Annotated in this window: 16 protein-coding genes; 8 read left to right on the top strand and 8 right to left on the bottom strand. The window is 62.7% G+C overall.

Features of this window, described 5'->3' with window-relative positions:
• Positions 1–21: 21 nt before the first annotated feature.
• Positions 22–1,056, top strand: coding sequence for an L-threonine 3-dehydrogenase (gene tdh, locus AC1RZR_RS25545; RefSeq protein WP_192252963.1), 1,035 nt, complete (start codon positions 22–24; stop codon positions 1,054–1,056).
• A gap of 61 nt (positions 1,057–1,117) precedes the next feature.
• Here tdh and AC1RZR_RS25540 read toward each other — a convergent pair whose 3' ends face one another.
• Complete coding sequence (locus AC1RZR_RS25540) at positions 1,118–1,561, bottom strand: MarR family winged helix-turn-helix transcriptional regulator (RefSeq protein WP_481826369.1); 444 nt, start codon at positions 1,559–1,561, stop codon at positions 1,118–1,120.
• Positions 1,562–1,662: 101 nt separating this feature from the next.
• On the opposite strand from AC1RZR_RS25540, the gene hmgA reads away from it, so the two are divergent.
• From hmgA to AC1RZR_RS25515, 5 genes are read left to right on the top strand one after another with little or no spacing between them, the layout of a single operon-like run.
• Entirely contained in the window at positions 1,663–2,976 is a 1,314-nt protein-coding gene (gene hmgA, locus AC1RZR_RS25535; protein WP_481826368.1) for a homogentisate 1,2-dioxygenase, read from the top strand.
• Positions 2,977–2,987: 11 nt separating this feature from the next.
• A complete protein-coding gene (locus AC1RZR_RS25530; RefSeq protein WP_481829118.1) occupies positions 2,988–3,875 on the top strand; it encodes an MBL fold metallo-hydrolase in 888 nt (295 codons plus the stop codon).
• Positions 3,872–4,885: a fumarylacetoacetate hydrolase family protein gene (locus AC1RZR_RS25525; RefSeq protein WP_481826367.1), complete on the top strand. Its 1,014-nt coding sequence runs from the start codon at positions 3,872–3,874 to the stop codon at positions 4,883–4,885. Before AC1RZR_RS25530 ends, AC1RZR_RS25525 begins: the two co-directional genes overlap by 4 nt.
• A gap of 4 nt (positions 4,886–4,889) precedes the next feature.
• A complete protein-coding gene (locus AC1RZR_RS25520; protein WP_481826366.1) occupies positions 4,890–5,183 on the top strand; it encodes a hypothetical protein in 294 nt (97 codons plus the stop codon).
• Positions 5,184–5,187: 4 nt separating this feature from the next.
• Positions 5,188–5,730, top strand: a complete 543-nt coding sequence (locus tag AC1RZR_RS25515; protein ID WP_477275787.1) for a DinB family protein — start codon at positions 5,188–5,190, stop codon at positions 5,728–5,730.
• Positions 5,731–5,782: 52 nt separating this feature from the next.
• On the opposite strand, the gene hppD is transcribed toward AC1RZR_RS25515, so the two are convergent.
• Positions 5,783–6,895: a 4-hydroxyphenylpyruvate dioxygenase gene (hppD, locus tag AC1RZR_RS25510; RefSeq protein ID WP_477275785.1), complete on the bottom strand. Its 1,113-nt coding sequence runs from the start codon at positions 6,893–6,895 to the stop codon at positions 5,783–5,785.
• Between the two features lie 138 nt (positions 6,896–7,033).
• On the opposite strand from hppD, the gene AC1RZR_RS25505 reads away from it, so the two are divergent.
• Positions 7,034–7,501, top strand: a complete 468-nt coding sequence (locus AC1RZR_RS25505) for an Lrp/AsnC family transcriptional regulator (RefSeq protein WP_032933331.1) — start codon at positions 7,034–7,036, stop codon at positions 7,499–7,501.
• A 13-nt stretch (positions 7,502–7,514) separates the two neighbouring features.
• Here AC1RZR_RS25505 and AC1RZR_RS25500 read toward each other — a convergent pair whose 3' ends face one another.
• From AC1RZR_RS25500 to aztA, 4 genes are all read right to left on the bottom strand, one after another.
• The gene (locus AC1RZR_RS25500) at positions 7,515–7,853 is read right to left on the bottom strand and encodes a protein tyrosine phosphatase family protein (RefSeq protein WP_477275782.1); all 339 of its coding nucleotides are present in this window, start codon (positions 7,851–7,853) and stop codon (positions 7,515–7,517) included.
• A 194-nt stretch (positions 7,854–8,047) separates the two neighbouring features.
• Complete coding sequence (gene aztC, locus AC1RZR_RS25495) at positions 8,048–8,989, bottom strand: zinc ABC transporter substrate-binding protein AztC (protein WP_481826365.1); 942 nt, start codon at positions 8,987–8,989, stop codon at positions 8,048–8,050.
• A gap of 30 nt (positions 8,990–9,019) precedes the next feature.
• The gene (gene aztB, locus AC1RZR_RS25490; RefSeq protein WP_481826364.1) at positions 9,020–9,895 is read right to left on the bottom strand and encodes a zinc ABC transporter permease AztB; all 876 of its coding nucleotides are present in this window, start codon (positions 9,893–9,895) and stop codon (positions 9,020–9,022) included.
• Entirely contained in the window at positions 9,895–10,713 is an 819-nt protein-coding gene (aztA, locus tag AC1RZR_RS25485; protein ID WP_481826363.1) for a zinc ABC transporter ATP-binding protein AztA, read from the bottom strand. The genes aztB and aztA overlap by 1 nt, the downstream gene beginning before the upstream one ends.
• 227 nt (positions 10,714–10,940) lie before the next feature.
• Between aztA and AC1RZR_RS25480 the strand changes: the two genes are divergently transcribed.
• The gene (locus tag AC1RZR_RS25480; protein ID WP_481826362.1) at positions 10,941–11,285 is read left to right on the top strand and encodes a RidA family protein; all 345 of its coding nucleotides are present in this window, start codon (positions 10,941–10,943) and stop codon (positions 11,283–11,285) included.
• Positions 11,286–11,424: 139 nt separating this feature from the next.
• Here AC1RZR_RS25480 and hutC read toward each other — a convergent pair whose 3' ends face one another.
• Entirely contained in the window at positions 11,425–12,165 is a 741-nt protein-coding gene (hutC, locus tag AC1RZR_RS25475; protein ID WP_477275772.1) for a histidine utilization transcriptional repressor HutC, read from the bottom strand.
• Positions 12,162–13,514 carry a formimidoylglutamate deiminase gene (locus tag AC1RZR_RS25470; RefSeq protein WP_481826361.1) on the bottom strand — a complete coding sequence of 451 codons (1,353 nt, stop codon included), beginning with the start codon at positions 13,512–13,514 and terminating at the stop codon, positions 12,162–12,164. The genes hutC and AC1RZR_RS25470 overlap by 4 nt, the downstream gene beginning before the upstream one ends.
• Positions 13,515–13,559 lie beyond the last annotated feature (45 nt).

The raw sequence follows: 13,559 nt of genomic DNA, 5'->3' as shown, positions 1-13,559 counted from the left end.
AGAGATTCAAGGGACAAAAGCATGTCGAACATGATGAAGGCGCTGGTGAAAGCCAAGGCCGAGCCGGGCATCTGGATGGAAGAGGTGCCGGTGCCGGAGATCGGCCCCAACGATGTGCTGATCAAGGTGAAGAAGACCGCGATCTGCGGCACCGACGTCCACATCTACAATTGGGATCAGTGGGCGCAGAAGACGGTGCCGGTGCCGATGGTGACTGGCCATGAATTCGTCGGCACGGTTGCCGATTTCGGCGCCGCGGTCACCGAATACAAGGTCGGCCAGCGCGTGTCGGGCGAAGGCCACATTGTCTGCGGCCATTGCCGCAACTGCCGCGCGGGCAGGGGGCATCTGTGCCGCAATACGCTCGGTGTCGGCGTCAACCGCCCCGGCGCCTTCGGCGAGTATCTGGCGATCCCGCAGCACAATGTCGTGCCGATCCCCGACGACGTGCCGGACGAGATCGCCGCGATCTTCGATCCCCTCGGCAATGCGGTCCACACCGCTCTGTCCTTCGACCTGGTCGGCGAGGACGTGCTGGTCACCGGCGCCGGGCCGATCGGCATCATGGGTGCGCTGGTGGCGCAATGCGTCGGCGCGCGAAAGGTGGTCATCACCGACATCAATCCGGTACGGCTGGCGCTGGCGAAAAAGCTCGGCGTGCAGCATGTCGTCGACGCCTCGAAGGAAAAGCTCCGTGACGTCATGCCGGCGCTCGGCATGACAGAAGGCTTCGACGTAGGCCTCGAAATGTCGGGGGCGGCCCCCGCCTTCCGCGACATGATCGACACCATGAACAATGGCGGCAAGATCGCCATTTTGGGCATCGCTTCGACCGGCTTCGAGATCGACTGGAACAAGGTGATCTTCAAGATGCTGCATCTCAAGGGCATCTACGGCCGCGAGATGTTCGAGACCTGGTACAAGATGATCGCACTGGTGCAGGGGCCCCTGGATGTTTCGGGCCTGATCACGCACCGCATCGGCATCGACGACTTTCAGACCGGCTTCGATGCGATGCGCAGCGGCAGCTCTGGCAAGGTGGTGATGGACTGGTAGCGCCGAATAAGAGGCGTCGCGATCGTTCGCGCCTCCGTTTGTCCTGCCAGCCGCTGGCGATCTAATTCCTGTCCAGCGCTCCCTCCAGCGCGGTCACTCCACTGACGACGGCCACCCGCTCGGCGGGGTTCAGTCTTGCCAGCAAGTCCCGCTCGAACGCTTTCGCCAACGGGACCATTTCGTGATAGGCGGCAAGGCCGGCTTTGGTCAGTGTCAGATGTTCGATGCGGCGGTCGTTTTCATCGGGAGTTCGGATCAGCCAGCGCCGTCGCTCAAGCTCGGCAACGGCGCGCGAAACCTTGGTCTTGTGCATGGCCGATTGTTCGCCGAGGGCTGTCGCCGTCATTGTCCCATGCTGACCCAGCCCCGAAAGGGTACGCCATTCCGGCCGAGTCAGGCCATGGCTGTCCTTGTAAATCCCCGCAAATTCCCGGCTGACGGCGTCGGCCAGGCGGTAGAGCCGGTAGGGCAGGAAGTCTTCCAGGTCGAGGATTTCCGGTTCCATGGTTGCGTATCCCGGTGGAAGCATTGGCATTGATAGTTACATTTTCGATGGTTACAAATGAAACCAGTTTGGTCAATTGAGATCAATTCCGGGAGGAAGCGATGGCCTTTTCCTACATGCCGGGTTTCGGCAACGACTTCGAAACCGAAACCTTGCCCGGCTCGCTGCCGCAGGGGCGGAACTCGCCGCAGCGGCCGGCCTATGGCCTCTATGCCGAGCAGCTTTCGGGCTCGCCCTTCACCGCGCCGCGCGGCACCAATGAGCGCTCCTGGCTCTATCGGATCCGGCCAAGCGTGAAGCACACCGGCCGCTTCAAGCCGGCGAGCTATCCATTGTGGAAGAGCGCGCCCAATGTCGGCGACCACGAGTTGGCGCTTGGCCAGTACCGATGGAACCCGGTGCCGATGCCGAAAGAGCCGACCGACTTCATCGCCGGCATGCGCAGCATCACCACTGCCGGCGACGTGCTCGGACAGACCGGCATGGCGGCACACGTCTATGTCGCCAACCGCTCGATGGCCGACGATCATTTCTTCAATGCCGACGGCGAGCTGCTCATCGTGCCGCAGGTCGGCGCCCTGCGCTTCGTCACGGAAATGGGCGTCATCGAGCTTCGGCCCGGCGAGATCGCTGTGCTGCCGCGCGGTCTTGTCTTCAAGGTCGAACTGGTCGATGCCCAAGTGCGCGGCTATGTCTGCGAAAACTATGGTGCCAAGCTGACGCTGCCGGACCGTGGCCCCATCGGCGCCAATTGCCTGGCCAACCCGCGCGATTTCAAGACGCCTTGCGCCTGGTTCGAGGAGAAGGAAACGCCGTGCCGGCTGACGGTGAAATGGTGCGGCAACTTCCATGTCACCGAGATCGGCCATTCGCCGCTCGACGTCGTTGCCTGGCACGGCAACTACGCGCCCTACAAATATGATCTGGCAACGTTTTCGCCGGTCGGCGCGCTTCTGTTCGACCATCCCGACCCGTCGATCTTCACCGTACTGACCGCGCCGAGCGGCGAGGAAGGCACCGCCAACATCGACTTCGTCATCTTCCCGCCGCGCTGGCTGGTGGCCGAAGATACGTTCCGGCCGCCCTGGTACCACCGCAACATCATGAGCGAGTTCATGGGCCTGATCCATGGCCAGTACGACGCCAAGGAGGAAGGGTTCGTGCCCGGCGGTATCAGCCTGCACAATCTGATGCTGGCGCATGGGCCGGATGCCTCAGGCTTCGAAAAGGCCTCGCGCGCGGACTTGAAACCGGTCAAGCTCGACAACACCATGGCCTTCATGTTCGAGACCCGATTCCCGCAGATGCTGACCCGCTACGGTGCCGAACTCGAAACCCGACAGGACAATTACATCGACTGCTGGGCCGATCTGAAGAAGCGCTTCAACGGCACGCCCGAGGGCGACTGGTCTTGAGCTACGAGTCCATGCCGGATCGGCTGGTGCTTTTGGGCTCGAAGGGCGGTCCGGCACTTCGACCGGGTGGACCGTGGCCGAGCTCGTCACTGCTGCAGATCGGCGGCCGCAGCATTGTCGTAGACTGCGGACTTGGCGTGACGCGCGGTCTGGTCGATGCCGGCATCAGCCTGAAGGCACTCGACCTGATCTTCATCACCCATCTGCATTCCGACCATGTGCTGGAGCTCGGGCCGCTGATCCACACCGCCTGGACGGCCGGTCTGGCCACGCCCGTCAGCGTGTTCGGCCCGCCCGGCACCGGCCATTACTGGCGGCGCTTTTGTCAGGCGATGGAATTCGACATCGAGATCCGCGTCGTAGACGAGGGCCGGCCAGATATTCGCGAGCTGGTTTCGATCAGCGAATTCGCCGAAGGCTTGATTGTCGAGCAATACGGCCCCAAGGTTTCGGCCCTGCGCGTCGACCACCCGCCGGTGACCGATTGCTTTGCCCTGCGCTTCGAGCATGGCGTGAAAAGCGTGGTGTTTTCCGCCGATACGGCCTTCTTTCCACCACTCGCCGATTTCGCCCAGGGCGCCGACATCCTCGTCCACGAAGCTATGCTGGAGGAAGGCATCGAGCGGCTGGTGGCAAAGACCGGCAACGGTGCGCGGCTGCGAGACCATCTGCTTGCCAGCCACAGTTTTGCCGAGGAGGCCGGGCGCATCGCCAGCGATGCCGGCGTGAAGCGGCTGGTGCTCAACCACCTCATTCCGGCCGACGATTCCGGGATCGTCGAGGCCAACTGGATCACCGCTGTCAGGAAAACTTGGGCCGGCGACTTGACGATCGCCCGCGACGGCCTTGTTGTGGAGTTAAGCAGCAAGAAAGCTGCACAAGGAGAGGAAACCGCATGAAGCTTGCCACACTGAAGGATGGGACGCGCGACGGAAAACTCGTCGTCGTGTCGCGCGACCTGACACGCTTCACCGACGCCTCGTTCCTGGTGCGCACGCTGCAGGCAGCGCTCGACGACTGGCGGCGCATCGCCCCGCACCTCGCGACAATAGCGGAATCGCTGGAGAACAATGCGGTGCCGTCGGAACGCTTCCACGAGCATAATGCCCATTCGCCGCTGCCGCGTGCCTATCAATGGGCGGATGGCTCGGCCTATGTGAATCATGTCGAACTGGTGCGGAAAGCGCGCGGCGTCGAGATGCCGGCGAGCTTCTGGACCGACCCGCTGATCTACCAGGGCGGCTCGGATTCCTTCATCGCACCACGCGATCCGATCCGCATGGCTGACGAAGCCTTCGGTATCGACATGGAGGCGGAAGTCGCCGTTGTCGTCGACGATGTGCCGATGGGTGTCGGCCTCGGTGAGGCGCGCGCCGCGATCCGGCTGGTGATGCTGGTCAATGACGTGACGCTGCGTGCGCTGACCGGACCGGAACTGGCCAAGGGTTTTGGCTTCTTCCAATCGAAGCCGTCCTCGGCGTTTTCGCCTGTGGCGGTGACGCCGGACGAACTGGGCGACGCCTGGGATGGCGGCAAGGTGAACCTGCCGCTGCTCGCCGATCTCAACGGCAAGCCGTTCGGGCGGGCCAATGCGGGCGTCGACATGACTTTCGATTTTCCGGCGCTGATCGTCCATGCCGCCAGGACAAGGCCGCTGGCTGCCGGCACGATTATCGGCTCCGGCACCGTGTCCAACAAGCTCGACGGCGGGCCGGGCAAGCCGGTGTCGGCGGGCGGCGCCGGCTACTCCTGTATCGCCGAACTGCGCATGATCGAGACCATTGTATCAGGCGCACCCAAAACGCCTTTCCTGCGCTTCGGCGACACGGTACGCATCGAGATGAAGCACAGGACGGGTCATTCGATCTTCGGCGCCATCGAGCAGAAGGTCGAGAAATACGAGAGGTGAGGGAATGACGGGGGAGGCATTCTATCTGCTGGCGGGTGTCTGGGCGCTTGCCATACTGGCGGTCTTCTTCGTGGCGATCCGGCTGAGCTACCGCATCGAGGCGCGCTCGCCCGACCTGACCAACCGCAGCGGCCTTCCGCGCAATACGATGATGTTCCACACCATCACCAACATGAGAGTCGCTCGGGACGAGGAAACGCAGGCTATGCGGCGGCGCATGAACCGGCTGCTGCTGGTCGTTCTCGCCGGCTTTGCGGTTATGTGGGCGGGTCTGTATCTGGTTCGATCCGCAGGATGAGGTGATGACCCTGCTTGACCATCTGCGCCGCATGGCCGGTAACAATCTCTGGTCGAATGATCGGCTGTACCGTGCTGTTCTGCAGCTCAAGCCCGGCGAATTCGCGGCCGAACGCACCAGTTTCTTCCCGTCGATCGAGGCGACACTCAACCACATCCTTGCGGTCGATCTTCTCTATCTCGATTTTCTCGAAGAGGGCGGCGTCGGTGCTGCCGCCCATGACGATTTCGTGCCGATCGACCAGCCGCAGGCGTTGTTTGCCGCCCAGGTCGCCGCGGACCGTCGCCTGATCGCTTTTTGCGACCGGCTCTCGGCAGCCGATCTCGATCGTCAGGTCATCACTGACCGGCGCAAGGACGGAATGATCCCTGAGCGCATCGGCGACATCCTCGCGCATGTCTTCCTGCACGACATCCACCATCGCGGTCAGGTGCACGCGATGCTCTCCGGCACGTCGGTCGCGCCGCCGCAACTCGATGAATTCCTGCTCGACTACGATGTGAAGCTGAGGAAAGAAGAGGTCGAGCGGCTGGGCCTCAAGATCTGATTTGGTGCATGACCCGAAACCAGGGTCATGCACAGTCCGCTCGACCTGAAGCCTACTCCGCCGCCTGCACCTTGATCACGCCACGCTTGATCTGGTCCTGCTCGATCGATTCGAACAGGGCGCGGAAATTGCCCTCGCCAAAGCCTTCGTCGCCCTTGCGCTGGATGAACTCGAAGAAGATCGGCCCGATCACGGTTTTCGAAAAGATCTGCAGCAGGATCTTGGTCATGCCGCCATCGACCACGCCTTCGCCGTCGATCAGGATGCCGTGCTTCTTCATCCGTTCAATCGGCTCGTCATGGCCATTCACGCGGTCATAGGACATGTCGTAATAGGTTTCCGGCGGGCCGGGCATGAACTTCAGGCCGTTTTCGGCCAGCCTGTCGGTGGCGGCGTAGATCTCGTCGGTGCCGACCGCGATGTGCTGAATGCCTTCGCCATTGTACTTCTTCAGATACTCGGCGATCTGGCTGGTGTCGTCCTTGGACTCGTTCAGCGGAATGCGGATCTTGCCGCAGGGCGAGGTGATGGCGCGGCTGACCAGCCCGGTGATCTTGCCGTCAATGTCGAAGAAATGGATCTGCTTGAAGCCGAACAGATTGCGGTAGAAATCCCACCATTTGTCCATCTGGCCGCGATAGACATTGTGGGTGAGGTGGTCGAGGAAATAGAAGCCGACGCCTTGCGGCCGCGGGTCGCGCGCACCGAGCCACTCGAACTCGGCATCATAGGCCGAGCCCTCCTTGCCATAGGTGTCGATGAAATAGAGCAGCGAGCCGCCGATGCCGAGGATAGCCGGCACGTCGAGCGCCTTGTCGGTGCCTTCGTAAGGGGTGGCGCCCTTGGCAACGGCGTGGTCGAAGGCATGCTTGGCATCGACCACCCGCCAGGCCATCGAGGCAGCACAAGGCCCGTGCTTGTCCGCGAATTTCATCGCATGCGAGCCGGGCTCGGCATTGACGACATAGTTGATGTCGCCCTGGCGCCAGACAGTGATGTTCTTGGTGCGGTGCCTGGCCACCGCCACATAGCCCATGCGGGTGAACAGTTCGGCGAGCTTTTCCGGCTCCGGATGCGCGAACTCGACGAATTCGAAACCGTCGGTGCCGGCGGGGTTGTGCTTGCTGATCTTGGCGGGCGGGGCGTCGTGCGGGAAGGGACCCATGATATTCCTCCGGATCTGGCTCGGCCTGAAAGGGCTCGTCAGTCGCCATCATAGCGCGGAGCCGGCGCATGGTGCTTGCATTCAAACGCTTGAAATGATCATTTCATGCGTAAAGCGTGCACTATAAGGGGTAAATCCATGGATGAGACGCGTATTGACCAGTTTGACCGCAAGATAATGGCGCTGTTGCAGGGCGATGCGCGGCTCACCAACAACGATTTGTCGGAGCGGGTGAACCTGTCGGCGTCACAGTGCTCGCGCCGCCGCCAGCGGCTTGAGGAGGATGGCTATATCAAGGGCTACCGCGCTGTGCTCGACCGCGACAAACTCGGCTTCTCGCTGGTCAACGTCATCTCGGTGACACTTGCCACCCACAACCGTGACAATGCTAGGCGCTTCGGCGAACTGGTTGCGCGGCTGCCGGAAGTGCAGGAAGCGCACGCGCTGACGGGCGAGATGGATTACATCTTGAAGGTGGTGACGCCCGATTTGAAATCGCTGTCGGAATTCGTCAACGGCGTGCTCCTGCCGCACGAATCCGTTCAGCACGTGAAGACGGCGATCGTGCTTGAGACGCTGAAGGAAACCGGCGCCCTGCCGATTTGAACTTGGGGCCGATTTAACCCTTCGACTGCTGGATCAGCCCGTAGAGGTTGGTGCAGCGCGCGCCGGAACGGCAATAGGCGAAGACCGGGCCGTCGAGTTCGTCGAGCGCCTCGGCCTGATCCGCGACATTCTCGGCCGTGATCTGGCCGCTGATGACGGGGATGTAGCGGAAGGCGAGGCCCGCGGCTTCAACCGCCGCCTTGACGGTATCGGCAGAAGGCTGGCCGGGCTGCTCATCATCCGGCCGGTTGCAGATGATACTCTTGAAGCCGGCCTCCTTGATGGCGGTGACGTCTTCGGGCTGGATCTGGCCCGAGACCGAATAGTCCTCACTGATCTCGCGGTATTCCATGGCAGCATCCTCGCAATCTGGTCTGTCGCAGAGTCTTGCCACTCCCTGACGGAGCCGGCAATCCGCCAAACAGAATTCGTTTTGCGCAGATAGCGATTTCTGGCGAAGAATCCAACTCAAGCCCAAGACCTGGAGCGGATCGGTGCGAACTGAAAAAGGCGGAGACAGTCTCCGCCTTTCCGAGGAGGCTTTGGTCAGCTGCCGAGGATGGCGCCTTTGATCTGGCTGATGTTGTTGTGCATCATGTCGATATAGGTCGAGGCTGGGCCATCGGGTTGCGACAGCGCGTCCGAATAGAGCGTGCCGCCCACCTTGATACCGGTCTCGCTGGCGATCTGCTCGATCAGGCGCGGGTTCGTGATGTTCTCGACGAAGATCGCCGCCGCCTTGTCCTGTTTCACCTGGGTGACCAGCTTGGCGACATCGGCGGCGGACGGCTCGGAGTCCGTCGAAATGCCTTGCGGGGCGAGGAAGGTCAGGCCGTATGCGTGTTCGAAATAGCCGAAGGCGTCATGCGAAGTGATGACGACGCGCTTCGCTTCAGGGATCGAGGCGATCGCCGCTTTCACTTCGCCTTCGACCGCATCAAGCTTCTTGGTGTAGGCGGCGGCATTGGTCTGGTAGCTGACGCAGCCGTCGGCATCGGCCGTGCAGAATGCATCCGCGATGTTCTTCACGTAGATCTTGGCATTGGTGATCGACTGGAAGGCGTGCGGATCGGTGACCGTCTTGCCGCCGCCGGTGCCGGCACCCTCAGCTGCGTCTGCGTCGGCGAATTCAGGTTTGAAGTCGATCGGCGTCACGCCTTTGGTCAAGGTGACGATCGAGGCCTTGGTGGCGCTGGCATCGACCAGCCGCTGCAGAAAGCCTTCGAAATGCAGGCCGTTGACCAGCACGATGTCGGCCTTGGCCATTGCCACCGCATCGGCCGGGCTCGGCTCGTAGACATGGGCGTCTCCGTCCGGTCCGACAATGGTGGTTACATCGATGCGGTCGCCGCCGACATTTTTTGCAAAATCGGCAATGACGGTGAAGCTGGCGACCACTTTCAGCGGCGCCGCGAAGGCCGACGATGCGCCAAAGGTAGTTAATGTTATAACGCTCATCGCCAGGGTGGCGCGGATCGTTTTCAGCATGGACGGGTCTCCTTTAGGGCGGGTTGGGGATCAGGCCGTTCTGTGACGGTGATGGACGATGCGGGCGCGCAGAATGCCGCGCGTGCCGAACAGGATCGAGGCGAAATAGACGACGCCGGCGGACAGGATGATGGCCGGGCCGGACGGCAACGATGCGTGATAGGACAGAAGAAGCCCGGCGATGCAGGAAGCAAAGCCGATCAGCACCGCCAGCACGCACATGGGCTCGACGCGCACGGTCCAGAAACGAGCGGCTGCGGCGGGCAGCATCATCAGGCCGACCGATAGAAGCGTGCCGAGCGCCTGGAAACCGCCGACGAGGTTGAGCACGACGAGGCCGAGAAAGATGAAATGCACCGGACTGCCGAGCCGGCTGACCGAGCGCAGGAACAGCGGATCGAGGCATTCGGCGACCAGTGCCCGCCAGAAGATGGCGAGGCTGACCAAGGTCACCGCGACAATGCCGCCGATCAGCGTCAGCGCTTCGTTGTTGAGCGCCAGCACCGTGCCGAACAGCACATGCATGAGATCGACGCTGGAGCCTCGGATCGACACCATCAAGACGCCGATGGCGAGCGAAATCAGATAGAAGGCCGCCATCGAGGCGTCTTCGCGCTGGATGGTGAAGCGTGAGACGGCGCCGGCGCCGAGTGCCACGATGACGCCGGCGATCAGGCCGCCGATGGTCATCGGCAGAATCTCCAGCCCATAGAACAGGAAACCGGCGGCGGCACCCGGCAGGATGGCATGCGCCATGGCGTCGCCGGACAGGCTCATGCGCCGCAGCATCAGGAAGACGCCAACCGGGCAGGCGCCGAGCGACAGCATCAGCGAACCGATCAGCGCCCGCTGCATGAAGCCGAAATCGGTGAAGGGCGCGATGAAAAGACCGTAAAGCGTGTCCATCAGGCAGCCCTCGGTCCGACGCCATGGTCATGATCATGCCCGTGAGCATGGCCACGATGGTCGTGATCGTGGTCATGAGCATGCCCGTCTGGCTCGCACCAGGGCGCATTCTCTTCCCAGGCTTCGTGGAAGCGGCGGGCGCGCAGCAGGTTCTCCGGCTTCAGCGTTTCCCTGGTTTCACCCCAGGCAATCGGCTGGCGGGCAAGCAGCAGCGTTTCGGGGAAATTCTGGCGCACCAGATCCAGATCGTGGACGACCACCAAGATGGTGCGCTCCTCGCCATGCCAGCGCTTGATCAATGCGATCAGATCGCCGACCGTCTTGGCGTCGACGGCGTTGAAGGGCTCGTCGAGCAGGATGAGGTCGGCGTCCTGCAGCAAGACACGCGCAAACAGCGTGCGCTGCAACTGGCCACCTGACAGCGTGTCGATCGGGCGCTTCTCGAAGCCGCCGAGACCAACGGCCATCAGCGCCTGGCTGACGGAATCGCGATCTTCCCTGGTATGGCGGCCGAGCAGGCCGCGTCGTGGCCACAGGCCAAGCGAGACCAGGTCAACCACCCGCGCCGGAAAGGAGCGATCAAGCTCCGATTGTTGCGGCAGATAGGCGGCACGCACGCCGGGCGCGCGGATGACCTCGCCGGCCATCGGCTTCAGGACGCCGACAATGCCTTTCATCAGCGTCGATTTGCCAGAGCCGTTGGCGCCGACCACGGCGGTCAGCGAGCCTGTCCGTATCGTGCCGTCAAGATGATGGATCGCCGGGTGGCTGCCGTAGCCAAGCGTCAGGTCGCGGAAGGTCAGGCAGGTATTTGTCATTCTGCGATCCGTGGGGCAGCGAAATCCGGCTGCTGGCAGCGGCCGATTGGATATGTGATGTTATTACATTAGTCAACAAGCCAATCGGGCGGAATTGCGGCTGCCGGGTCAACTTGCCGTGTGTGGATATCACACATGGTTGGCCCAAGGGGATTCGACCGAGCGACCTTGCCCGAAGCCGGCGGCAACTCTAAAGAGGCGCAACCGACACAGGAAGGAACCATCCAATGAGCATTCGTCGCATCGATGTTGGCCCGCGCATGAGCCAGATCGTCATTCACGGAAATACCGTCTATCTGGCCGGTCAGGTCGGCGAGCCCGGCGGGAATGTCGCTGCGCAGACCAGGGACATCCTGGCGGCTATCGACGAACTGCTGGCCAAGGCCGGTTCGGACAAGACCAAGATCCTGCAGGCGATCATCTGGCTGGCCGACATGAGCACCTTTGCCGAGATGAACGCGGAATGGGACAAGTGGGTGCCGCAAGGCAACACGCCCGCCCGCGCCACCGGCGAAGCAAAACTCGCCGGACCGGAATATCTGGTCGAGATTATTATTACGGCGGCGGTTTAGCTGCGGCCTTCAACCTCCCCCTTGTGGGAAGGTTGGACCGCAGGTCCGGGTGGGGGCAGCGCCGTCCCTCACCCCGTCAAGCCAGCCTTGCTTCGCAATGCCGGCACGCCGGTCCTCCCCACAAGGGGAGGGTAAAAAGCTACCCCTGCGACGGCCTGAATCGCGCTACCAGCGTATGGCTCTCCGCCGCGTAGGTGAAGCGGACGTGGGTGACCGGATGTTCCGCACTCCATGTCCGTCGCTCGACCACCAGACAAGGCGCGCCGGCCGCAATGTCGAGTGCCGCGGCGATGTGCCTGTCGGCGGCGACCGCGCGAATACGGTGTTCGGCTTCGCTCCACGGCACGCGGCCGATCAGCCACGGGCTGGGCGCGATGGCCAGGAATTCCTCGTCGGCGGCTTCAGGTACGGCGGTCAGGTTGATCAGCCGCTGCTCATGCGCGAACGGCCGCTGGCCGGCGAAATGCCGGCATTCCAGCGCCAGCACCGGCCCGGCGGTACCGAGTTCCAGCAAAGCCCGGTCCTCGGCGTCGCTGCGTCTTTTGTGCCGCTCCACGCGCTCGTAGCGATAAAGCAGGCCGAGTGCTTCGACCTCGACCCTTATATCGTGGATCTCCAGCACCGCCGCTTGTGACTGCGGCCGGCGGACAAAGCTGCCTGAGCGTCGGCGGCGCTCGATCAGCCCCGCCTTGGCCAACTGCGACAGCGCCTTGTTCACCGTCATGCGCGAACAATTATATTGCGCGCTCAACTCGTGCTCGAACGGGATGCGATGGCCGGGCGCCCAAGCGCCGGACAGGATCTTTTCGCTGATGTCGGACAGGATGCGCTGATGCAGCGAGACGCCGCCTTCCACATCCGCTGTCTCGATCATGCTCATGCCGAAAGCGCCGTCATCACGCTACGAAACCGCTCGGCGATGGCCTCGCGCCTTGCATGCCGGCCGCCGCTGACCTGTTTGTTGCCATGCACCCAGACGCAGTCGACCTTGCTGCCATTGGCGAAGATCCAGGCGTCGAGGATGGCGTCGCCGGTCTTGCCGGCCAGCGAGGGATTGCTGGCGTCGAGCGAGACGAGATCTGCCGATGCGCCGGCGGCAATCGTGGAGGCGCCTGCACCAAGGGCGACGCTGCCGCCGTCGAGCGCGGCATCGAACAGCGCGCGCCCGGTCGAGCCGCCGGCCACCGCCAGCACATTGCGGGCGCGGTGGGCGAGGCGCTGCGAATATTCGAGCTGGCGCAACTCGTCGGGCAGGCCGATCAGCACGTTGGAATCGGAGCCGACCCCGAAGCGGCCGCCATGTTCCCTGAACATCGGCGCCGCAAAAGTGCCGTCACCGAGATTGGCCTCGGTGATCGGACAAAGGCCGGCGATCGCCCCACTCTTCGCCATCCCGACCGTTTCCGCATCGGTCATGTGCGTGGCGTGGATCAGACACCAGCGTTGGTCTACTTTCGCGTTGGCCAACAGGAATTCGACCGGCCGCGCGCCCGACCAGGCAACGCAGTCATCGACTTCCTTCACCTGCTCGGCGACGTGGATATGGATTGGCCCATCCGGCGCCATGGCGGCCACCTCGGTCAATTCCTCAGGTGTCGCAGCGCGCAAACTGTGCGGAGCAACGCCGACGACAGCCTGATTCAACGCACGAACCGATGCGCGGCATTTCTCAACAAGCCTGGAGAACCGGTTCACATCGTTGATGAAACGCCGTTGGCCTTCGTTTGGCGCAGCGCCTCCGAAAGAGGAGTGCGCATAAAACACCGGCAGCAGCGTCAGGCCGATACCGGTTTCGCCGGCCGCGGCCGCGATGCGCTCGGCCATCTCGGCAAGGTTGGCATAGGGTTTTCCGTCGCGGTCATGATGCAGATAATGAAATTCGCCGGCGCGTGAAAAACCGGCCTCCAGCATTTCGACATAGAGCTGCGCGGCAACCGCCTCGACCTGGTCGGGCGTCATCGACAGGGCGAAGCGGTACATCACCTCGCGCCAGCTCCAGAAACTGTCGGCGGAAGGGCCGCGAAGCTCGGCCAATCCGGCCATGCCGCGCTGGAAGGCATGGCTGTGCAGATTGGGCATGCCGGGCAGCAGGATCGCGTGGCGTTCGTCGCCGGCCACGGCGGTGGCTCCCGGCTCGACAGTTGTTATGCGTCCGTTGGCCAAGGTGATCCGCACATTGCTGTGCCAGCCATTGGGAAGGAGCGCCTGTTCCGCGAAGATATCAGTCACTTTTCTCTCCGGTTCCCTGTCCCATATGCGATGATGGCACTTGCA

This window comes from Mesorhizobium bavaricum (assembly GCF_056781655.1).
The sequence above is the reverse complement of the archived record's forward strand: the minus strand, read 5'-3'. Positions and strand labels throughout refer to the sequence as shown.

Coding starts and splice junctions, on each gene's coding strand:
- tdh (WP_192252963.1), top strand. CDS start 22: ATGTCGAACATGATGAAGGCGCTGGTGAAAGCCAAGGCCGAGCCGGGC.
- AC1RZR_RS25540 (WP_481826369.1), bottom strand. CDS start 1,561: ATGGAACCGGAAATCCTCGACCTGGAAGACTTCCTGCCCTACCGGCTC.
- hmgA (WP_481826368.1), top strand. CDS start 1,663: ATGGCCTTTTCCTACATGCCGGGTTTCGGCAACGACTTCGAAACCGAA.
- AC1RZR_RS25530 (WP_481829118.1), top strand. CDS start 2,988: ATGCCGGATCGGCTGGTGCTTTTGGGCTCGAAGGGCGGTCCGGCACTT.
- AC1RZR_RS25525 (WP_481826367.1), top strand. CDS start 3,872: ATGAAGCTTGCCACACTGAAGGATGGGACGCGCGACGGAAAACTCGTC.
- AC1RZR_RS25520 (WP_481826366.1), top strand. CDS start 4,890: ATGACGGGGGAGGCATTCTATCTGCTGGCGGGTGTCTGGGCGCTTGCC.
- AC1RZR_RS25515 (WP_477275787.1), top strand. CDS start 5,188: ATGACCCTGCTTGACCATCTGCGCCGCATGGCCGGTAACAATCTCTGG.
- hppD (WP_477275785.1), bottom strand. CDS start 6,895: ATGGGTCCCTTCCCGCACGACGCCCCGCCCGCCAAGATCAGCAAGCAC.
- AC1RZR_RS25505 (WP_032933331.1), top strand. CDS start 7,034: ATGGATGAGACGCGTATTGACCAGTTTGACCGCAAGATAATGGCGCTG.
- AC1RZR_RS25500 (WP_477275782.1), bottom strand. CDS start 7,853: ATGGAATACCGCGAGATCAGTGAGGACTATTCGGTCTCGGGCCAGATC.
- aztC (WP_481826365.1), bottom strand. CDS start 8,989: ATGCTGAAAACGATCCGCGCCACCCTGGCGATGAGCGTTATAACATTA.
- aztB (WP_481826364.1), bottom strand. CDS start 9,895: ATGGACACGCTTTACGGTCTTTTCATCGCGCCCTTCACCGATTTCGGC.
- aztA (WP_481826363.1), bottom strand. CDS start 10,713: ATGACAAATACCTGCCTGACCTTCCGCGACCTGACGCTTGGCTACGGC.
- AC1RZR_RS25480 (WP_481826362.1), top strand. CDS start 10,941: ATGAGCATTCGTCGCATCGATGTTGGCCCGCGCATGAGCCAGATCGTC.
- hutC (WP_477275772.1), bottom strand. CDS start 12,165: ATGAGCATGATCGAGACAGCGGATGTGGAAGGCGGCGTCTCGCTGCAT.